Source organism: uncultured Nocardioides sp., from assembly GCF_947488025.1.
Taxonomy (GTDB): Bacteria; Actinomycetota; Actinomycetes; order Propionibacteriales; family Nocardioidaceae; genus Nocardioides.
The window spans coordinates 356,011-377,035 of record NZ_CANKYS010000003.1; the positions used below are offsets into that span (position 1 = coordinate 356,011).

Annotated in this window: 11 protein-coding genes; 2 read left to right on the plus strand and 9 right to left on the minus strand. The window is 67.4% G+C overall.

Features of this window, described 5'->3' with window-relative positions; translation table 11 throughout:
* Positions 1–2: 2 nt before the first annotated feature.
* Genes Q1B24_RS08270 through Q1B24_RS08295 form a run of 6 tightly spaced genes read right to left on the minus strand, consistent with a single transcriptional unit; the run spans position 3 to position 13,023 of the window.
* The gene (locus Q1B24_RS08270; protein WP_299926138.1) at positions 3–3,353 is read right to left on the minus strand and encodes a helicase-related protein; all 3,351 of its coding nucleotides are present in this window, start codon (positions 3,351–3,353) and stop codon (positions 3–5) included.
* A gap of 10 nt (positions 3,354–3,363) precedes the next feature.
* A complete protein-coding gene (locus tag Q1B24_RS08275) occupies positions 3,364–4,200 on the minus strand; it encodes a DUF3883 domain-containing protein (protein WP_299926141.1) in 837 nt (278 codons plus the stop codon).
* Positions 4,200–6,371: a UvrD-helicase domain-containing protein gene (locus tag Q1B24_RS08280; RefSeq protein ID WP_299926144.1), complete on the minus strand. Its 2,172-nt coding sequence runs from the start codon at positions 6,369–6,371 to the stop codon at positions 4,200–4,202. Before Q1B24_RS08280 ends, Q1B24_RS08275 begins: the two co-directional genes overlap by 1 nt.
* A gap of 41 nt (positions 6,372–6,412) precedes the next feature.
* The gene (locus tag Q1B24_RS08285) at positions 6,413–6,940 is read right to left on the minus strand and encodes a hypothetical protein (protein WP_299926147.1); all 528 of its coding nucleotides are present in this window, start codon (positions 6,938–6,940) and stop codon (positions 6,413–6,415) included.
* A 46-nt stretch (positions 6,941–6,986) separates the two neighbouring features.
* Positions 6,987–9,737 (minus strand): hypothetical protein, encoded by a 2,751-nt coding sequence (locus tag Q1B24_RS08290; protein ID WP_299926149.1) that lies wholly within the window; start codon positions 9,735–9,737, stop codon positions 6,987–6,989.
* Positions 9,730–13,023 carry an ATP-dependent helicase gene (locus tag Q1B24_RS08295; RefSeq protein ID WP_299926152.1) on the minus strand — a complete coding sequence of 1,098 codons (3,294 nt, stop codon included), beginning with the start codon at positions 13,021–13,023 and terminating at the stop codon, positions 9,730–9,732. Before Q1B24_RS08295 ends, Q1B24_RS08290 begins: the two co-directional genes overlap by 8 nt.
* Positions 13,024–13,233: 210 nt before the next feature.
* On the opposite strand from Q1B24_RS08295, the gene Q1B24_RS08300 reads away from it, so the two are divergent.
* Both Q1B24_RS08300 and Q1B24_RS08305 read left to right on the plus strand, forming a co-directional pair.
* Positions 13,234–14,376, plus strand: a complete 1,143-nt coding sequence (locus Q1B24_RS08300) for an RNA polymerase sigma factor RpoD/SigA (protein ID WP_299926155.1) — start codon at positions 13,234–13,236, stop codon at positions 14,374–14,376.
* Positions 14,377–14,632: 256 nt separating this feature from the next.
* On the plus strand, positions 14,633–15,028 hold the full coding sequence (locus Q1B24_RS08305) for a very short patch repair endonuclease (protein WP_299926158.1): 396 nt from the start codon (positions 14,633–14,635) through the stop codon (positions 15,026–15,028).
* On the opposite strand, the gene Q1B24_RS08310 is transcribed toward Q1B24_RS08305, so the two are convergent.
* The 3 genes from Q1B24_RS08310 to Q1B24_RS08320 all read right to left on the minus strand — a co-directional run bounded on the left by Q1B24_RS08310 (position 14,989) and on the right by Q1B24_RS08320 (position 20,959).
* Positions 14,989–16,440, minus strand: coding sequence for a hypothetical protein (locus Q1B24_RS08310; RefSeq protein WP_299926161.1), 1,452 nt, complete (start codon positions 16,438–16,440; stop codon positions 14,989–14,991). The two genes, Q1B24_RS08305 and Q1B24_RS08310, sit on opposite strands and share 40 nt — an antisense overlap.
* Before the next feature lie 45 nt (positions 16,441–16,485).
* Entirely contained in the window at positions 16,486–17,937 is a 1,452-nt protein-coding gene (dcm, locus tag Q1B24_RS08315) for a DNA (cytosine-5-)-methyltransferase (protein ID WP_299926164.1), read from the minus strand.
* A 103-nt stretch (positions 17,938–18,040) separates the two neighbouring features.
* On the minus strand, positions 18,041–20,959 hold the full coding sequence (locus Q1B24_RS08320) for a vitamin B12-dependent ribonucleotide reductase (protein ID WP_299926167.1): 2,919 nt from the start codon (positions 20,957–20,959) through the stop codon (positions 18,041–18,043).
* Between the last annotated feature and the right edge of the window lie 66 nt (positions 20,960–21,025).

Below are 21,025 nucleotides of genomic sequence, written 5' to 3' on the forward strand. Positions count from 1 at the left end.
GGCTAGGTTCGGTGCACCTGCAGCACGGCTACTGTGGATGACGTCACGTCCAGCTCACGCTTCCCCTCGAGCTCGTGCCTGACACGGTCCTTGTCCAGCTCGAGGTTGTTGATGCGGCCCTCGTGCAGTCGCGCGACTCGATCGTCACGCTGACGGTCGCGCACCTCTACCAGTGTCGCCCGAGCGCGCGCAATCTTGAGGTCAATCGAACGTATCTGTGACGCCAGGCGCGCGTCGACGAGTGCCTCGTTGTCGGCGCGACGCTCGCGGCTCGTCTCCCTCCGGCGAGCGGCGGCCAGGTCGTCGAGCAGGCTGAGGCTGACCCCCACCCGGGGGTGCGCCTCTCGTGCGACATCAACTAGACGACCATGAGCAATGTTGTCGAGCAACAGGGGGCCAATCTCGGGGATCGGGACTCCCGTGTCGAGGTCGACCGCATGTGCCCAAAGCTCCGTACGGGGCCTCACCCCAGTGGATCGCGCCAGGTCCAGCCGCACCAGTGCCTGCTCGCCCGTCATGGCAAGACCGGGGATTCCGACGACCGAGAACCGACGCAGGCTGAGTGTGTCTTCCTCCAGAGTCTTGAGCGCCAGGTCGACGAGCGGGTGACGGCTCGAGATGAGCTCAACCTCGTGCTTGCTCGCTACGTCGCTGTCGAAGGTGACGCGTAGGTCGCGTCGGGTGGCCAGGTCTGCGGCGAGCTGACCGACCGGGCGCATGGTTCCGGTCCGCCTGACGTCCAACGCGCGTAGTCGCGATGCCAGCTCCACCGAACCAGACATACGACAGATGCCCAACTGGCTCGGGGACGTGAGCTTGCCTCCGTACTGGGCCAGGACCCGCTCGACAAGCAGTCGGATCTCCCCTGGACCCACGAAACGTCCGTCCGTGGGACCGTCGTCAGTCATTCCATCGACCTGAAGCTGGTCGACCGTGGACAACGCGCCGCGCGACTCCTCCAGCTCGCGCACCTGCTCCGCCCTCTCGGCCAGCGCAACCGCCACGCGTTCCGACTCGCGGTCCCGCTCCACCTCGGTCAGGCGCGGGTCGAGCAGCGATTGGGTGATCTCCTTCAACTTGTCACGGAGAATTGGCTCGAGCTCACCGATTGACTGCTCGAAGACGCCAATCCGGCTGTAGAGGCGCTCAAAAATATCCGACTCGATCGTCCCGGGCACGTGCATGTTGAGGATGAAGATCTTGTCGTGCTGCTGCCCGAAGCGGTCGAGGCGGCCGATTCGCTGCTCGACCTGCATGGGGTTCCAAGGCAGGTCGTAGTTCACCATGACGTTGCAGAACTCGAAGTCCAGACCTTCAGCACCCACCTGGCTGAGCAGGAGCAGCTCGAACTTGCCGGCACGGAAATCCTCCATGACAGACTGGCGATCGCCCATCGGGGTTCCGCCCGTCATGGTCCTGACGGAGAAGTGCGTTTGCAGCCGCTCCTCCAGGTATCTCAACGTCCCTGTGAAGAACGAGAACACCATCGCCTGGTGCATCCCGCGGTCGCGAGCCTGGAGAAGCCGCGCCAGCATCGCCTCGAACTTTGAGTCGGCCTCGAGCGTCTCCAAGAGTCTCGGAAGGTTCAGGACAGAGGGATCGAGCGCCTCTCCAGCCCCGGCGTCCTCGCCCTCGAAGGCATCTTCGTCCTCGTCCACCATGTCCGAGAACTTTCGGCGGATGCTCTCCTGCATGGCGGGTAGGCACGAGGCAGCTTGGCGTAGCGGCATCTGGAGGGCGAACCCGATGGGTGACCCCTTGCGCACCGCTTCCGCCGTGTAGAGCGCGCGGACACCGTCGTACAGGTCTCGCTCACGCTTCGACCAGCTCACCAAGACCTGCTCGGCCTCCCTGACCGCCTTCTTGTCCGGGACGTCCGCCTTGCGGGTGCGCGTCAACACGCTTCCCAGGGTGTTCAACGCGCTCGCTGCCCGCTTGGCAATGGCTACCTCCTCCGACGTCAACGGTCGATCAACGTCCAGAACTGTGCACAGTCGCTCGTAGTCGGGCCGAGCCGCCACCGCCGCCCCGAGCTCCATCTCAAGGATGCTCTCGGCAACTGGCAGCAGCGCGCGGGGCTCGTCCTTCTTCCGCCGCAGGTCCCCCACGATCGCGTTGAGGACCTGGTTCGGCTCCAGCTGTGCCTGGAAGATCGCGGGGTCGCTGAACTCCTCCTCGTGCAGCATGTTGACGAGGTTGAAGAGGTCGCCCTGCCCCAGGTTCAGCGGGGTGGCGGAGAGGAAGATCATCACGTCGGCCCAGTCGGAGAGCAGCTGCCCCAGCTGATAGCTCTTCCCGCCTCTGTTGCGAAGGGCGTGCGCCTCGTCGACGATGACGAGGTCGAACCGCGCGTGCACGTCAGTCAGTGCCTGAAGCGCGGCTTCGTCCCGCCTGAGCGCCTCGATGCCGACCACTCCTGCGAACCGAGCGTCACGTCCCTGGGCCATCGCATGCGCCTGGTCCCGCAGATCACCGGGCGACATGAGGGCGAGGTCTCGATCGAAACGGCGTCCCATCTCGCTCTTCCACTTCAGGCGCAGCGACGCCGGACAAACGACGAGCACCCTGTCGAGAGGAGTCCGTCGCTCCAGCTCGCTCCAGATGAGACCGGCCTCGATCGTCTTGCCCAGACCGACCTCGTCCGCGATCAGTAGTCGCCCCGTGCCCGAAGACAGCAGCTTGAGCACAGGCACGAACTGGTAGGGACGGAAGATCGTCTTGCTCGACGCGTAGGAGTAGACGGTGTCGGTGAGAGCGTTCCGCAGCTTGGTCCACGTGACGGTGAGGGAGATGTCCGCAGCCGATCCTCCGGGCTGCCGGATCCAGAAGGACGGATCCCTCGGATCTCCCTCGATCACCTGAACGGCATCGACGTCCATGACCTGGACGCCATGCGGGCCACGCACCTCGACTTCGTACTCGCCTGCCCTCAGGCGGACGCCCGTGACCGTGCCCAGCTCGCCGGAACCCCTGACCCTGACCATGTCCCCTTCGCGCACGCCAGCTGAGGTGTCAACAGCCCTGGCCTGCGACCACAAGGTCTCGAACACGGGCTCCACGAGCCCGAGGTGCCCCGTCACGTGCCTCTGCTCGCCCCGGCAGGCGCCGTCTGGGGGAAGCCCTCCTGACACGACCATGACGACGCAGTCGGTCCCACGTCGGAGCGTGTACGTGCCGGTGTGGAGCGCGCGAGCCCAGGTGGAACCGTCGGTGAAACGCAGCGATGCTCCAGCACGCTCGGCCGCGCCGGCAAGCTCAGAAGTGGGCGCTCCCAGGACGAGCCAGGAACTGGCCCCGCCGCCGAGGTCAGTCCAGTCCCCGTCCACAGAAGGCACGTATGCCACGTCGTCCATTGCAGAGGTCCTATCCGACGTTCGGGAGCCCGCGATAGGTGGTGGGCTCGAGCTGCGCCTGGGACCGGAGCGAGCCCGCCAGCTCGTAGTGCCCCATGCCCGCGGCGCCCAGCATGAACAACCGGTAGAGCACGAACTGGGTGGGCCTTTCCTCGGAGAAGTCCACCTCGTTCCTCGTCACGAGGAAGGGCAGGTGTCGCGCGTAGCGCGTCGTCTTCACCTCGATGAAGCGCTCGTTGCCACTCGGGTCGAACGAGCGCACGTCGTAGCCGAGGCCGTCCCCGTCCAGCACGGAGACGTGGCGGACCTCTTTCGCGAGGTCATCTCTACCTGCGACTGCGAGGCGTCGCCGCTCAAGGTCGACGACTGCTTCCTCCCCAGCCAACCCGAGCGACCGGTTGCGTGCCTCGCGCTCGTGGAAGTCCACCATCCGTGCCACCCTCGACCGGCCGAGCGCGGGGGTGGTCAGGGTGACACTGGGAGGAGCCACCGCATCGCCGAGTGCCACTGCTGTCGTGGGCGCAGGCTCCTCGGCCGCTTCGACCATGCGTCGACGAAGGTCTGCGGCCTCGCCGAGACGCGCCGTCACCCGCTCGCGCAGCAGGCCCTGCACGTTGCTAGCGGGCTTGTACCCGTCGATGAACACCCCGCCCAGCTCGTCCAGCACCGCAGAGATGTTCTGCAGCTTGTACTCGACCGACCCGGCCGACCGGTCGATCTTGGAGAGGAGGTCTCGACGATGCTCTGCCTTGCGGTACGCCTCGCCGTCCAGCTCGAGGCGCAGCATGGTGAAGTAGGTGTCGATCGTCAGGTCGACTTCCTTCTCGCTCCACGACTGCCCCGCCATCAGGGCGCTCCAGGGGTTCTGGGCAGCAGCTGGCTCGGCTCACCGGTCCAGATGACGACCAGCTCGTCACGCGCCCGGGACGCCGCGACGTACAGCAGGGACTTCTCGCGCCGGAGCGCGTCCTCGCGGTCGACGTCGGTGAGTCCGGCCAGCAGGAATGGCGCCGGCAGCGACGAGGCGTCAGTGCCGAACAGGAGCACCCTGGCGAACTCCATGCCCTTGGCCCGGTGCATCGTCATCACCACTGGCTTTCCCTCCGGCACGTTCTTGTCCGAGACGAACCGTGCAGCGCCGCCGCGGTCCTGCAGCGCGCGTACGAGCTGCTGTCCTGCCTGCTCGGTGCGCACGAGGATCCCGATCGTCTCGGGTCGCACACCGGCTTCCAACCACCCCGTCACGGACGCGGCGGCCTGGTCGAAGGCCTCGCTCAACGAGGGAGCCTGGACCGTCCTGGGAGCAGGGCCGGTGCGTGCCGAGTGGTAGTCGGTGACGTCCTCGGGCAGCTCCTCCAGGTCGACGAAGTCGATGCCTTCGAGGACGTTCACCGCGTAGCGCAGGTTCTGCGCGGTGGTCCGATAGTTGAGCCGGAGTCGCTGGGAACGCCCGACGATCCTGACGCCGTAGCGACCCAGCACGACCCGGTAGCCGTAGATGCGCTGGTGGGCGTCCTCTGCGATGAAGAGATCGTCCTGGCCCTCCCCGACCGATGCCCTGAGGAACTGCCAGTGCGTCGGTCCGAGGTCCTGGCCCTCGTCCACGAGCACGTGGTCGAAGGGCGGTGCCTGGCCAGCGGCGAGGACCTCTGCAGCGATCGCTGCGGCCTCGGCGAAGTCGACCGTGCCCTGGATCCCGGCGTTGAGCCGGTACGCCGAGATCACGGACCACACGGCGGTCCTGCTCGCGCGGTCCAGGGCGACCCCTCGGCCTGGGCGGCGGACGCGTGCGTACTCCTCGACCGAGGTGATCCGGTTCGGCAGCACGACGGTCGCGTACTCGGCCTGGAAGAAGACAGGGCTCCGCAGCGCCTCCGGCAGGGTGTCACCGGCGTCGGCGATCGCGTCCCGCCACGCGTGCTGGCTCGTGATCCGGGAGCTCTCGCTGGTGCGGTCGCCCAGGACCCTGACGATGGCCGCAGGCACCGCGTCCTGAAGCTGCTGAAGAACCGCTCGCACGGCAGAGTCGACGCCACGGACCAGGACTCCTGGTCCACCGACGGTGCTGGCGAGCCTGATGGTGGGGTCGAGGGTGCGCAGGTCACGTTGGAGCGACTCGGCCAGCGTCTTGTTGAACGTGGTCAGCAGGATCCGAGCGTTCGGGTTCTTACGGGCGAGCCGATGCGCCCGATGGAGGACGACTACCGTCTTGCCGGTCCCGGCGCCACCGGACAGCCGGAACGGGCCGTTCCACGACCGTTCGACGTACTTGCGCTGCTCGGGGTGGAGGAACACGCGCCAGGCGTCGAAGTCGCCGTCCTCGATCGCGCGACGCAGCGCAGCGTCGTCCTCCACGAATGCGAACTGCATCCGAGCGGCCGGGTGGGTCAGCGCCGTTGCGAGCTCCTCGTCCTCGTCCGCGGAAACCTCCTCGTGGGGCTCTGGTTCGGCGTCGATCCCCAGCGAACCCTTCACCTGGTCGAGGCTCTTGCCTGCCGCGAGGTCGATCAGCGCAGCGCCCTGCCACGCGACGGCCTCGTTGGCGAGCGTGACGAGGTCGTCGGGGTCGACGACCTCGACAGCGAGCTCGGCAAGTGCACGATCGAGCCCCAGGTCGTCCACGAGCGCCTCGACGCTGTGCCCGAGCCGCCGCATGATCGGCTCTGCCGCAGGAACGCGGCCGCGTCCCTGGTCGGCGGCCACGGTCGCGTGAACCGGCTCGGGCTCGGAGAGCAGCAGCTCCGCGATGCCGTTCACCGGGTTGACCTGCAGCCGAGCCTTCTTGGCGAAGTCGATGGCGTCGTCGTGCGGCCAGACGCCGAGGTACACGTACATGGCGTCCTCGGCGTGGCCCTGCACCTTGAACAGCACGGCTCGCCAGAACTGGTCCACCCGTCCGGTCCTCACGCGGGGATCCACGGACTGCGCGATCGGCTCGACGTGCAGGCCCGGGAGCGCGTCGTTCTCGGCGAGCTTGGCGAGGAAGCTGTAAGCCTTGCCCCGAACGGACCCGTCCACCTGAGGCGCATGCTGCTGTGGACCGAGGATGATCTGGGGCACTACTGGCCTCCTGCGTGTGCGAGTGCGGTACGGATGGCGTCCAGGTCCGCCGGCACGACGGTCCAGCCGAGGTCGACCAGCTCTGCCCGGTCGTCCTCGGGCAAGCCGAGGTCCACGGCCACGTGCTGGTCAGGCCACGCGACGTCGATCGGCAGCCCGTCCGCCTTCTCGTGCCCGAGGACCGGAGCGGCCAGGTCGGACCCCGCGAGCACCTGAAGGAGCTCCAGCTCCGCTCCCACTGCCTGCTCGGCGAGCTCACCCTCGGCACCAGACGGAGCGGGTGCGGCCCCTTCGACCACCTGACCGTACGTGACGAGGTGCGCCTCCTGGAGACGGAGGTTGAGCAGGTTGGACAGTCGGAGCCAGTCGTTCCAAGCAAACTTGTGCTCGGTGCCGAACTGGTCGGCGCGGTCGTCCAACAGCACCGCGATCTCCGTCGCTCGCCCGGTCGTGTTGGACGCGAGCACCGTAAGGGTGTCGTGCTGCCAGGTCCAGGCGGCCACGACGACGCTGAGCGCTTCAACCACGTGCTCTTCTCCTTGGTTGTCGATTGATGACGCCCGGGCTGACTCGTCAGCGTTCGTCCCGGGGGTCACGCCACTGCAGGCACCGCGCCTGCACAGGGCAGAACGCGCACACCTCGGCGCTCTGGGCTCGAGGCGGCAGAACTGCGGGCTCGGGTGGCGCGATGGTGAGCTCGTCGACCGGTATGCCGTCCTTGGCCATCTGGTAGGCCGCGTCGAGGTCCCCGGACCCGTCCTTGTTGCCCTTGAGGGTCAGCAGCCACGCCGGCTTGGCCCCGCCTTGCTTCACCACACGCTTGTCGTAGCTGCTCGCCCGCTGCCCGCTCGTCAGGTGGGGCCACAGCACGTTGCCCGTAGCCCGCGCGGCGAGCATTGGTTCCCCGTCCACCTCAAGCGCACCCAGTACGTTGCCATGAAGCATCGACTGCAGGTGTGTCGGCCCGAAGGACGCGGTCGGTCCCATCGCCCACTGGATCGCGAAGCGGCGTGGGCAGGCCCGGGCGGCCGCAGAAGCTCGGGCGTCGATCGAGTCGACCGCACCCACCAGCACATCCTCGTCCTCGTCGGGCAGCGGGAGGACGGGCCGGGCGCGGTCCGCGTCCTGTTGGGCGGGAGCCGGGCCTTGTTCCACGGCCACACCCCCCGCAGCCTGCTGCACGGCCGCTGTCGACTCTGGCACCGTGAGCAGGGAGACGATCGGGGACAGGCGGCGACGCTCGCCCGCAGAGTCCGCGACCCAGCTGATCGTCACCGTTCCGTCCGGGCCGACACCGTCGAGAGCAAGCCAGAAGAGGTAGAGATCGCTCAGGCCTGCGGTCTGGGCGCGTGTCTCCAGGAGGCCGGCGGTGACCGGCTCGACAGCGTCGTCCGGAGAGGCTCGCAGGTCGTCGAGCGTGAACGGCCACCCCACAGCCTGTGCCGCCGTGGGGAACGCGTCCTCGGCCATGTTGGCGAGGTGGATGTCCTTCTCGACCCGGGCAAGTCCCAGTGCGTCGAGCCCCCGGAGCTTGGTGACCTTGGTCGACAACGGATCGGTGTCGTCCTCGCGCTCCAGGTCGAGGCTGCGGCCGAGGATCATGGCGACCACGTCGACCAGTCCCGCAACGTCGATCTCCTCCTCGGTGAGCACCCCCAGCCCCCGGAGCTTGGCCTCGACGGCGCGGGCCTCGTCGGGCGGCAGCTGACGAAGCGCCCGGTCGAGCCGGTGCCGCAAGGTCTTGAGGTGGTCACCGAGGACGACGCGCTCGCGTGCGGTGGTCTCCTCGAGCAGCCGGACGACGGCGTGCACCGTGGCCCGCACCCTGTTCGCGTCGTCGCGTGAGATGTCCGCCCAGGGCACCAACCGCGTGGGGTTCGCGACCGCCCCCTCGATGCGGGTGCTGTCGTCGTCCGAGTCCTCGCGGCCGCCGCGCGGGGCCACACGAGCATCGATGACCTCGACCAGCTGGGCTGAACGTTCTCTCCACTCGTCCGCCGACCTGCAGTCGGCGAAGTAGGGAAGCACCCGACGGAGCAGTGGCGCAGACACCGACCCGGTGGGCTCTCCCACCTCGAGGTATCCACTGGCGACGAGGTCCAGCAGGGTGTCCGTGGTGAGGGAGAACGACACCGCACCAGCGTCGTCCTGCTCGATGCACCGGTGGAGCGCCAGCAAGAAGCTTCCCACCGGCAGCTGCGACAAGCTGGGGGCCGGCGCGTGTCCCGTCGCGTCGGGTTCGCGCGCGACCTGTCGTCCCAGCCTGCCGACGTACCGCTCGACCTGCTCGGCCTCCGCAGCGAAGCGGGCCGGTTCGTCGCCTCCCTCGCTCTCCGCTCGCCACAGCCGGACCAGCTCAGCGGGACTGCGGCACTCGACGACGCGCAACGAGGGCGGGGACGGCGGGTTGCTGCCGGTCAGCACCTCGCGAAAGACATCCGCTGCCGGGGTGACAGCCTCGTCGACCTGGACCGGTCGAGGGACAGGCATCTGCCACTCCGTGCGGAAGAAGTAGCGCCACGTGGAGAACGCAGGGTTCTCCCCGTCGTCGTGGACGATGAAGACCTGGTCGATGCCAGGAACTCTCGCCACGGCTTGGAAGAGCGCCCACTGCACCGGGTTGTAGAAGTAGAACCCGTGGTGGACGATCGTCCGCCGCTCGCTGGACCCGAACGCTTTGACCAGGGCGGCTTCGATCCGCTCCCGAAGCCCCCTCGCCTCAGGCGTGGAACCCTGCGCCAGGTCGTCGTGGTCCACCCACAGCAGCTCCCGTGGCGCCTTGAGCGAGGGGACGTCCACCTCGGCCTGAGCCCAGGCACGGGCGGCGACCTGGGCAGCCGGGTCCTTCGCCACCAGGCCGTCGGGGCGCACACCAGCGGCTACCAACGCATGGATCGTGGTGGCGTACTGGCGCCGCGAGGCGAGGAGCGCTCGTCCGACGCGGTCCTGAGCGTTCTCTCGCACGTAGCGGCGGAGCGAGTCATCGACCCCGATGCCGGTGCGCAGACGACGACCGGAGCCCTCCTGCTGCCAGTCACGGACCTGGGCCCGCCACTCCCGCAACGACGAAGCCATCAGGTCGGGGCCAGGGAACGCGTCTAGTGGCAGGCACATGTCGCCGTCGAGCCCCGGCAGGGTCACGAGGTCGACCAGGGTCGCGACCGGGAGGGCCACCACACGCTCTTCCTGCACCGCGCTGGCCAACGTCGTGGTGGCCGTGACGTGCGCCACCTGGTCCCAACCGAGCCCGATCTCCTGCTCCAGTGCTCGCGTGATCGCGGCCTGGGACACCCGGGGTAGCGCGAGAGCTTGCATGTCACCCACGGCGATCCCCCATCAGGAGCAGGTCAGCCCAGCACGTCGGCGAGGCGCTGGCTGTCGCCGAGTGGTCGACCATCATCACGAGCTCCTCCTTCGCACGGGTCATGGCTACATAGAGGAGACGCGCTTCCTCACGTGCGGTGTCGGTGTCGTCGGTGCCCCAGTCGATCAGCTTTCGCTGAACCGGGACGTTGGTGTACTCGGTCTCGTACGAGGTCTTCTTGTGGAGGTGCCAGTGCCACAGGAGTCGCACGGGCTCGCCGGGCGGTCGGAGGACCGCGGTCCGGGTCCCGAGCAACCTGGGCGGACCGAACGTGCGATCGGTGGAGGGGATCACCACCCGGTGGTACTCCATTCCCTTCGCCTTGTGGACCGTCAACGCCACGATATGGCCACCGGTCTCGGGGTCGGGCTCGTCCTCCGTGCGGTTGGTTGAGACCTGGAGACGCAGCCACGACAGCAACCGCTCGAGGCTGAGTGGTCCGTCCTGGAAGTGCGCATCGAGAAGGGTCAGGAGGTGGTCGAGGCACCGGCCATATCGCCTGCGCTCGGTCTCGTCATCGTCGACGGGTAGCGAGCATGCCTCGGGCGCGAAGACGCGCGCGCACTCCACGATCCACTCCAGCACGGGCGTGGTCGAGAGCATGTCGCCAAGCAGCCTGGCGCGATCCCGAAGAGCTGCCAGATCGGCCCGGAGGAACGACCCAGTCTTGCCGACGTGAGCGAAGCGGCTCTGCCACGCGAGCGGCGCCTCGAGACCACCACCCCAGAAGGTCTCCTCGACCCCGGTGGGCGCTTGGTCGCCCAGGATCCCGGCAGCCCAGCGGGTCTCGCAGAGCTCGAGCAGGGCTGCTGCGTCGTCCGGGTCTGCGACCGCGTCCAGCAGCACGCGCAGCTCTCGCACCGCGGGCGAGGACCAGAAGCTCCCCCCGACCCGGAGCTCGCACGGCAGCTTGCGATCGCGCACGGCCTTCTGCACCGCGATGGCCTGCCAGTTCTCGCGGCACAGGATGCCGATCGTGCTTCCCTGCTCGACCTTGTCCCAGCGCTCCACGAGCGCTGCGGCCTCCTCGGCGAAGTCCTTGGCACGCACCCGTTTGATCGTCGCAGCCTTGCTCGCGTCGTTGTCCCTGGAACGCGGTCGCAGGCGGTCACCCGCCCCGTACGGCAGGAGCTCGCGCGTCCCCCACGCGGAGAACCACGGGTGCATCGAGTCGAGCAGCTGCTCGCCGGAGCGGAAGTTCCTGGTGAGCTCGTACGTGCGCGGCGATGCGAGCTCTCGGTCGCCGAACCGGACGGCGAGCTCCTTGAACGCGTTGCCTTCCGCTCCTCGGAAGCGGTAGATGCCCTGCTTCACGTCTCCGACGACGAAGAGCCGAGCACCGAGGCGTTCGCGCACGTCGAGCACGAGGTCCATCTGGCCTGCGTCGGTGTCCTGGAACTCGTCGACGAAGAGGTAGCGGTACGGCCGCACCTGCGGCTCGGCACTGGACCGGAGGACGGCGGTGGCAGCAGGCACCAGCGCGTTCGTCGGCAGGGTCTGGTAGCGCAGGTACTTGGCCGAGAGGCTCCTGGCCGCATCGACGACGACGGCCTTGGTCAGAGCCACGACCTCGTTGCCCAGCAAGCCATCTGGGGAGGTGCCCCAGTCGACGTCGTCGACGCCGGACGGACCTGCGACACCGAGCAGGTCGACACCGTTGTTCTCGAGGGCCTCCCAGACGGCGAGCACGTGCTTCTGCCACTCATAGGCTGCCGGGACCTTGGCGTGGTGCTGCTGGATGAGGTCCACGAGGCGGCCGGCGAGCGCGCGCTGGATCGCGTCCTGCACCTCGAGGGTGCGTCGCGCGACGCGCGTCTCCGGGCCGAGCCCGACTGCGCCGCCACCAGCGGCGATGACCCGCTTCGCGAACGAGTGGATGGTGGTGATGTCGGCTCGTGCCAGCTGCAGCATCCAGGCGAGGACGGGGAGTGCACAGGACCGACTGAGTCGTTGGCGGAGCAAGAGAGTCCGAGCGATCCGCTGGCGCATCTCCGACGCCGACTCACGCGTGAAGGTGATCAGTGCGATCTCATCGGCCCGGAGGTCCCGTGGCTCCTCGCCCTGGCCGGACGAGCGACCAGCCCCCGTCGCGAGCAGGTAGACGATGCGCTCCGACATCGTCTCGGTCTTCCCAGTGCCAGCACCGGCACTGACGACCACATCTGTGTCGGCCGGGGCGTGCACCACGCGGTACTGCGCGAGGTTGAGGCCCCCGGCGTCATCTGCTGCCACCAGGGCACGTCGTACGTCGTTGGGAAGTTCGTGGAGACCCACGCCGTCCACGATCCACGCATCGGGGAGCTGTGCGTCAGGGACGACAGCCCACTCGAGCAGCCGAGCGTCGTGGTAGGCGGCTAGCCGCTCATGCGGCACGGCGTGGGTGGGTTCGGACGTCGAGACGATGAGCACGCGGATGCCGTAGTCAATGAGACCTAGGAGGTCGTCGACATTGACTCCATCGAGACCGATCCGCAGCACCGAGTACCGCGGGAAGTGTGGGACGCCGAGCGACCGGCGGAGGACGTCCAGAGCGAGCGCAGGCTCTTGCTCGAGCCACTCGTGCGGGAGCGGGCTGTCGGCTTGCACCTCAGGCGGGACCGAGCTCGACGCAGCGCCGTCCTCCTCGAGGGCGGTCTTGCTGCCGCGCTTCCGACGCAGGGTGCGTTCGATCGGGAAGAGGTCGTCCGGCAAGACGGGATCGCCCCCGCCCTCCGTGGGCAGAAGCGGCTCCTCACCACGGCCGACACTCACCTCGGGTCCCGGGATCTCACGCATCTCGGACACCGGCCACACCCATGCATCGACGAGCTCACCACTCGCCCCACGGCGCTGCTCGTCAGTGCCGACCTCGCGCAGGTGCTGGACGTCGGTCTGCAACCACCTGCCCTCACTCGTGGCCGTGGGCGCCTCGTACAAGACCACCCAGACACGGGTACCAGTCTTGGCGTTGATCTTGAGATAGTCGACGAACGCAGCCTTGTCGATCCAGTGCTGGCTCTCTCCGGTCAGGGCGTCGACGGAGGCTCGCGAGCGGCTCTTGACCTCCCAGAACGCTGTCGTGCCGTCCTTGATGGCAGAAAAGTCGGGGCTGCGGAGATGCTCGCCGCCCACCATGGTCAGCGGCGCCTGGGCGCGGGCCGTGTTGCCGACGGCCTCCCCCAGAGGAGTGACGGCATGTCCGCTCTCCTCCAGCCACCTTCCCCACGCCAGCTCACATCGGCGCCACAGCGCGTCCTCGTCCAGCACCCCCGAGCCCTTCTCCTACGAATGTCAGGCGCTTGAGAACGCCCTCACTAGTCCTATCAAGAACTGCGACTGACCGGGCGCGTTCGATTGAAGTCAGGACAAGTCCGCGTGTTCGGAGAGAGGCTGTTGTCAGTGGGCCGCTCTAGCGTCGGGGGCCTGAAGGGGGACACGATGTCGCACACAGCAACCACCAACCACGCTCTCCAATCGGTGCTCGAGAGCCTGGCGGCTCGACTTGACGGGGCGTCCATCAAGAGGTCGGTCGTCGAAGACGTGCTCCGCTCAGCTGGGTGCGCGGCGTCCGTTCGTCGGCAAGTGGATCGGTTGCTGGTCGAGGCCGACATCAGCGTCCTCGAAGACATCGTCGTGCCCGTTGAGCCCGGTCCGATCGCTCGTTCCGATGACGAGCACTCACCGGTCCTCGCCGTCGACCCGATCGATGCAGCCCGTCGACGATTGAAGCTCGACCGAAGTCGCCCGCCCCGACGTCTGGCGAAGATCCTCCTCAAGCCCGAGGAGGAGGTTGGCCTCACGCTGCTGGCCCGTCCCGACAGCGAACCGCTCGAGCCGGGCGGGTTCGCCGAGCTGAGCGGCGAGGCCAAGGAGGCGGCCGACGCAATGCTGCTGCACAACATGGGGCTGATCCACTCCGTAGCGCAGCGCCTAGGCGGGCAAGGCCTGGAGTACGACGACCTGGTTGCGAGCGGGATCCCAGGCTTGGTGCGCGCGATCGAGAAGTTCGACCCCTATCGGGGTCTCAAGTTCTCGACGTACGCCATGCACTGGGTCAGGCAGAGCATCGGACGAGCCATCGACGACGAGGGCCGGCTCGTTCGCCTTCCTGTCTACGTCTGCGCGTCGATCCGGGCCTTGAAGTCGGCACAGGAAAGACTCACAGTCGATGGGCGGCCTCCGTCGTGGGCTGCACTCGCGAAGGAGTGTCGCATCACCTTGGAGAAGGTCGAGGAGCTTCTTCGCCTTGCACCGGCCGTGGTCTCGCTTGACTCACCAGTCGGTAACGACGGAGTGACACTCGGTGATCTGCTGGACCGACCGATCGCCCACCACGAGCCGGTCGAGGTGCGCGGATTCGATGCTGACGACCTGGAGGTCCTCCTCGGAGACTTGGTGCCTCGCGAAGAAGACGTACTCAGGCGTAGGCACGGACTTCGCCCCTACGACGACAAGGCAACGCTGGACGAAATCGGCCAGGTGTACGGCGTGACGCGCGAGCGTGTCCGTCAGATCGAGTCCAAGGCAATCACCAACATCCGTGTACATCTCGGGCTTGAGTCTCCGAAGGTTCGTCGGAAGCGCCAGTGGGAGTCAGCAGCGCTAGCCGAATCCGCCTGATCGGACGACCTGCATCAACGCGACACGAAAGCCTGAGAGTGACATCCTCACAGGTTCATGACCCCTCCCGACCACCGAACGTGAAGCGGCTGGACCGCTCATCCGATGCAAGGGGCTCCGTCGAGTCGATGCGTCGCCATGCGCAGGGGACTTCGACCACCCCACACGTTCTCGATGATCATGGTGGTGCTCTACTCGGAGAGTGATCGGCGCAGAACCTGAGCGAGTCAGCCCAGGCGGTCCACTATCCGCCAAGATGTCCCGGCTCGCGCGACGGGACACCGCGCCGGAGCTGGCACTGCGGCGAGAGCTGCACGGGCGAGGCTTGCGGTACCGCGTCCAGATGAAGGTTCCGGGCAACAACCGTCGAACCATCGACATCGCCTTTACGAGAGCACGTCTCGCCATCTACGTCGACGGATGTTTCTGGCACGGCTGCCCCGAGCACCACGTACGTCCACGAGCTAACAGCGAGTGGTGGCGGTGGAAGATTGAGCGTAACCAGGCGCGAGATCGTGACACCGATCATCAGCTGGACGCGTCCGGCTGGACGGTCCTACGAGTCTGGGAGCACGTCCTCATCACCAAGGCCGCCGACGAGGTCGAGGAGGCCTACCGGGCAAGGATGGCCGAGCTCGGCCTTGTTCGGTAGACCCAGTCGTGGCGCGACACCGAAAGGTCGCGCCGCGCCTCAGACAGACTCATGTGGAACTTGTCGGCCCTGCTGGCGCCCGATCCTCCAGGTACTTTCGGAGGCTGGCGTCCGGACGCTCGGACGGCCAGACTTCCCGACGCCACTGCAGCATCGAGCGAGAGCGTGCTTCCGACCCAGAAGGCGTCGATCGAGAGTGGTGTGAACGCCCGCTTCCTCGTCCTCGACCGACCGCTGTTGGAAGGGGCCACCGTCTTTCCCTGGCTTGCCTTGAAATCCCGGTGCCAGGCGACGAACGTGCCGTCGTCGTCCATGAGTGCATCACCGGAGAGCACAAGGAATCCGAGGCCCTGGTCGGCGACACAGTCCCGTACCGCCCGCTCGTCGTTCAGCATCAGCGCGCCACCGCGCTTAAGGACCGCCCCGGAACTGTCGACCTGCCTCGCAGTGTGCGCCTTGAGGTCCCACACGTGGTTCAAGGAGTAGTCGAAGACGGTGTTGCCGAAGCGCGTTCGCGGCGGGTTGGGAGTCGGCTGGAAAGCCGCCGCCAGGACCTCCCGCCCGCGTGCCTCGAAGTACCAACCCTGCCACTCGTTGTCGTTGGCTCCTCGTGCGCCGCTCGCTGCCAGCCACTCGACGCAGGTTCTGCCATCCCAGGCCGCGGCCTTCCAACCGTCGAACAAGGCGGCTGCCAGCGCCGCTCCCTCCGCCTCCGGGCTCGCAAGCAGATCGGCAGCCGTCGTGCCCAGGCGCCCTACACGACGCTCGGCGCCAGCCAGGATTGTGTTGAGGCCTTCCAGGGAGATCGTCTCGCCCGTCGAGTAGCACGTGTCGGTCCACGGCACATGGAGTGTGTGCGCGATGTCCCGCGCCAGGCGGGTCTTGCTCGAGCGATCAAGCGTCACTTCGGGCAGCAGGCGGTCAGCCAGGTTCACCAGGACCGACTTGTGTTCTTTGCTTCCTGGACCCAGCCACTCCTCTGGGGAGTCCAGGAGGCGAGCGATCCGTGTGACGGCCTCGATCTTCGAGACGGCTGGCTGGAACTCCGACCACCCCGCGCCCTCGAGCGTCACGGGTCGCTGTGTGCGAACGCGCTGGAGCTCTCCCGCTTGGAATGCGTGCGTGGCGCCCTCGAGGAGCACGTTGAGCCCTGCCAGGTTGACCTTGTTCCGGACCGTGTGGAGCGCGGGCTCCCAGGCCACGTCGAGCCGCAGCGCAAGCTGCTCACCCATCACCGCATTGGTTCGCACGATGTCCACGTCAAGACCGAGCGCGTCGCGAAGGGCCACGAGCGCCCGCTTCTCACCTCGCGACTGGTAGCGCGCGCCAGTAAGGCCGAAGATGCGTGCCATCGCCTCCTCGGTCGTCTCTGCAGGAATGAAGAACTGGCGGTCGAGATGAGTGAAGGCCACACGGCCAACTACATCAGGAGATTCGGACCTGGGGCGCGGAAAGGGTCAGATCAGGCGGGAGAACGCGTCGTCGGGGTTGTTCGACGACGCGACAACGGCCTCCACGACATGAGGCGCGACTCGCCGAACTTCCTCCTGGTGCCTGAGCACGTACTCACGGAAGACGTAGTAGGCGGCGCCCACGTTCACGCCGTTGCCCATCTGCTTGTAGGAGGCTGAGTCCTTCTGAGCGACCTGCTCCTCGAGCCCTGGGATCCCCGGAGTCGTCTTGACGAAATCGAAGGAGTCCGGAAGCCCCTGGAGCCGCGCGGTCTCCCGCGGCGTGAGGCGGCGGCGGTCACCCAGGATGGAGGTCTGGGTGATGGCAACCAGTGCGGGCACGTAGTCCGGGCGCTTCGCGCGGATGCCCGAGGGACGGAAGTGCATGATCGTCTCGGCGAGGGGACGGTGCGGACCCGCCTGCCACTCGAACTTGCGTCGAGACGGCGGGAAGGCGTCGAGCTCCATCCTGAACTCGTCCAGCACCCCGCGGTGTCGGTCGTAGAACTCGGCATTCTTGAGCAGGAAGTTCTTCTTCCAGGCCGGGAACGGCGTTCCCTTCACTGCCGCGACATCGATCATGTCGCTGGCCGCCTCAAGCGAGCGCCACTCGTCAGCCCAGATCGGGAAGCCCGGCAGCCGCTCGTCCGGGCCGAGCCGATCCGCGACGAGGGTCAAGATCCGGTCCCACGTCTGGATCATCTTGACCTCAGCGCCGTCGAGCTCGTAGCGCGCGTCGACCTCCTCGTCGGGCAGCAGCGGTAGGTCCTTCCGAAGGTCCCACCGGTCCTTGCTCCAGTCGAGGTCGAGCGACTTCGGCGTCACGATCGGGTCGTCGAAGCTGGCGGGGTCCTGCGCCACCTCCACGCCGACGTAGTGCGCCAGGATGAAGACCCGCTCGCGGACCTGAGGCCGGCCACCCAGGTGCCGTGGCAGCAGGTGGGGCGAGAACACCGCGGGCTCGTTCGCTGTTCGGTAGCCCAGCTCGCGCAGCGTGCGCACAATGGTCCTGAACGTCGTGTCGCGGTGGCGCGGGCCGGCGAGGTTGCGCACGTTCTCGAGCATCACCACGGATGGACGGCGCTCGGGGTCCTCGAGGATCTTGGCGATGTTCCAGAACAGCGTGCCGCGCGTCTCGTCCATCCCGCGCTGGAACCCGCTCTTGGAGAAAGGCTGGCACGGGAAGCCGGCAGCCAGGACGTCCGCGTGCGGGACGCTTACCTCAGGATCGGTGAGCGCCACGATGTCGCCGCTCACGCCGAACGACTTCACGCCAGGCGGGAGCGGCGCACCCGACTCGCGAAGCGGCCGGAGCCAGTTGTGGTCGTAGACGGCAGCCGCGTCGGGGTCGATCTCGCTCGCGAAGGCCCACGTACCGCCAGCGGCGTGCAGCGCAGCATGGAAGCCGCCGATGCCGGCGAACAGGTCGCTAAAGGTGAAAGTGGGCGTCGAGCTCATGTTCGAAGCGTATGCCTCTCGGGCGGCCGTGCGACAGACGTTTCCGGCGTGTTGTGGACGAGGGCGGACCGCATGACGCGGCCCGCCCTCGACATGACTCAGGTCAGCTGCAGCCGCTCGTGCTTCCGCAGCCCTCGCAGACGTAGCACGAGCCAGCCGGCCGCATCTTCGTCCCGCAGGTCATGCAGAGCGGGGAGTCGACGGCGGTGCCGGTGAGCTTCTCGAACAGCTCGGCGGTGGTCTTGGCCTCGCCGGTGGTCACCTGGGCCGGGACCTCGCGAGCCTCGGAACCGTGGGTGTCCTTGGTCTCGAGGTCGATGACCTCGGCCTTGGTTTCGACACGGGCTCGTCCCTCGCCCTGCTCAACCTGCGGCTCCGGGTCGACCAGCTCCGAAGCGCTGCCGGTCTCCTCCACGAGCGGCTCGTAGGAGCCGGTCTCGAGGTGGCGCTGGCGCTCCTCGGCGGAGTAGATGCCGAGCATCGAGCGGTCCTCGAAGGTCAGGTAGTCCAGGGCCAGGCGGCGGAAGATGTAGTCCATGATCGACTGCGACATCCGCACGTCGGGGTCGTCGGTGAGGCCGGCGGGCTCGAAGCGCAGGTTGGTGAACTTCGAGACGTAGGTCTCCAGCGGGACGCCGTACTGCAGGCCGATCGACACCGCGATCGAGAAGGCGTCCATCACGCCGGCCAGGGTCGAGCCCTGCTTGCCGAGCTTGAGGAAGACCTCTCCGAGCTGGCCGTCGTCGTGGGCGCCGGAGGTCATGTAGCCCTCGGCACCACCGACGGTGAATGACGTCGTACGGGAGACGCGCGACTTCGGCAGGCGCTTGCGGACCGGGGCGTAGACGACCTTCTCCACGACCTTGGCCTCGACCTCGGCCGAGGCGGCAGCCTTGTCGGCCTCGTCCTTCTTGGCCTTGCCACCACCGTCGGACAGCGGCTGGCCGACCTTGCAGTTGTCGCGGTAGACCGCGGTCGCCTTGAGGCCGAGCTTCCAGGACTGCAGGTAGACGTCCTCGATCTCCTCGACCGTGGCGTCCTCGGGCAGGTTGACCGTCTTCGAGATCGCGCCGGACAGGAACGGCTGTGCGGCCGCCATCATCCGCACGTGGCCCATCGGCTTGAGCGAGCGGGCGCCCATCGCGGTGTCGAAGATCTCGTAGTGCTCGGTCTTGAGGCCCGGGGCGTCGACCACGTGGCCGTGCTCGGAGATGTAGGCGACGATCGCCTCGATCTGCTCGGGCTGGTAGCCCATCTTCTTCAGGGCCCGCGGGATCGTCTGGTTGACGATCTGCATCGAGCCGCCGCCGACGAGCTTCTTGAACTTCACCAGCGAGAAGTCCGGCTCGATGCCGGTGGTGTCGCAGTCCATCATGAAGCCGATGGTGCCGGTGGGCGCGAGGACCGAGGCCTGCGCGTTGCGGAAGCCGTTCTTCTCACCGGTCTTGATCACGTCGGCCCACGCCTTGGTGGCCAGCTTGTGCACGCGGCCATCCTCAGTGTGCAGCACGCGTACGACGTCGTTGGCAGCCTGGTGCTTGCGCATCACGCGCTTGTGGGCGTCGGCGTTGCGGGCGTAGCCGGCGTACGGGCCGACGATCCCGGCGAGCTCGGCGCTGCGCTTGTAGGACGTACCGGTCATGAGCGAGGTGATTGCGGCAGCCATCGAGCGGCCACCCTCGGAGTCGTAACCCAGGCCCATCGCCATCAGCAGCGCGCCGAGGTTGGCGTAGCCGATGCCGAGCTGGCGGTAGTCGACGGTGGTCTGGCCGATCGCCTCGGTCGGGAAGTCGGCGAAGCAGATCGAGATGTCCATCGCGGTGATGATGAACTCGACGGCCTTCGCGAAGAGCGCGGCGTCGAAGGTGTCGTCGTCCTTGAGGAACTTCAGCAGGTTGAGCGACGCCAGGTTGCAGGACGAGTTGTCGAGCGACATGTACTCCGAGCACGGGTTGGACGCGGTGATGCGGCCGGTCTCGGGGTTGGTGTGCCAGTCGTTGATCGTGTCGTCGTACTGCAGGCCCGGGTCGGCGCACTCCCACGCGGCGGTGCTGATCTTGCGGAACAGGTCACGGGCGTCGACGGTCTCGATGACCTCGCCGGTGCCGCGCGAGCGCAGGCCGAACTCGGTGCCGTCCTCGACCGCACGCATGAACTCGTCGCTGACGCGGACCGAGTTGTTGGCGTTCTGGTACTGGACCGACGTGATGTCGGCGCCGCCGAGGTCCATGTCGAAGCCGGCGTCGCGGAGGGCGCGGATCTTGTCCTCCTCGCGCGCCTTCGTCATCACGAACTCCTCGATGTCGGGGTGGTCGACGTCGAGGACGACCATCTTCGCCGCACGACGCGTCGCGCCGCCCGACTTGATGGTGCCCGCGGAAGCGTCGGCGCCGCGCATGAAGGAGACGGGACCGGACGCCGTACCGCCGGAGGAGAGGAGCTCCTTCGACGAGCGGATGCGGGAGAGGTTGAGGCCGGCACCGGAGCCGCCCTTGAAGATGAACCCCTCTTCCTTGTACCAGTTGAGGATCGAGTCCATCGAGTCGTCGACCGAGAGGATGAAGCAGGCGGAGACCTGCTGCGGCGACGGCGTGCCGACGTTGAACCACACCGGAGAGTTGAAGGAGAAGTACTGGTTGACCAGCAGCCAGGTCAGCTCGTGCTCGAAGATCTCGGCGTCGGCGTCACCGGCGAAGTAGCCGTTGTCGATGCCGGCCTTGGTGTAGGTCTTCACGACCCGATCGATGAGCTGCTTGAGGCTCCACTCGCGTACGTCGGTGCCGACCGCGCCGCGGAAGTACTTGGTGGTGACGATGGTGGAGGCGTTGACCGACCAGAAGTCGGGGAACTCCACGCCGCGCTGCTCGAAGACGGTCTCGCCGGTCTTCCAGTTCTGCTGGACGACGTCGCGACGCTCCCACGTGATGGCGTCGTAGGGGTGGGTGCCCTCGGTGCTGAAGACGCGCTCCAGCTTGAGGCCCTTGCCCCTCGCCTTGGCGCGGGTGCTCACCGTCTCGGTCATGCCATCTCCTGTGGTGGTGGTTTCAACATCGCGAGTCTTCTCGCGGGTGCTTGGTGAGCCCGGCAG

What these genes read in the sequence shown, in the direction of transcription:
- dcm (WP_299926164.1), bottom strand. Translation starts at nt 17,937, where the DNA reads ATGAGCTCGACGCCCACTTTCACCTTTAGCGACCTGTTCGCCGGCATC.
- Q1B24_RS08320 (WP_299926167.1), bottom strand. Translation starts at nt 20,959, where the DNA reads ATGACCGAGACGGTGAGCACCCGCGCCAAGGCGAGGGGCAAGGGCCTC.
- Q1B24_RS08270 (WP_299926138.1), bottom strand. Translation starts at nt 3,353, where the DNA reads ATGGACGACGTGGCATACGTGCCTTCTGTGGACGGGGACTGGACTGAC.
- Q1B24_RS08305 (WP_299926158.1), top strand. Translation starts at nt 14,633, where the DNA reads ATGTCCCGGCTCGCGCGACGGGACACCGCGCCGGAGCTGGCACTGCGG.
- Q1B24_RS08275 (WP_299926141.1), bottom strand. Translation starts at nt 4,200, where the DNA reads ATGGCGGGGCAGTCGTGGAGCGAGAAGGAAGTCGACCTGACGATCGAC.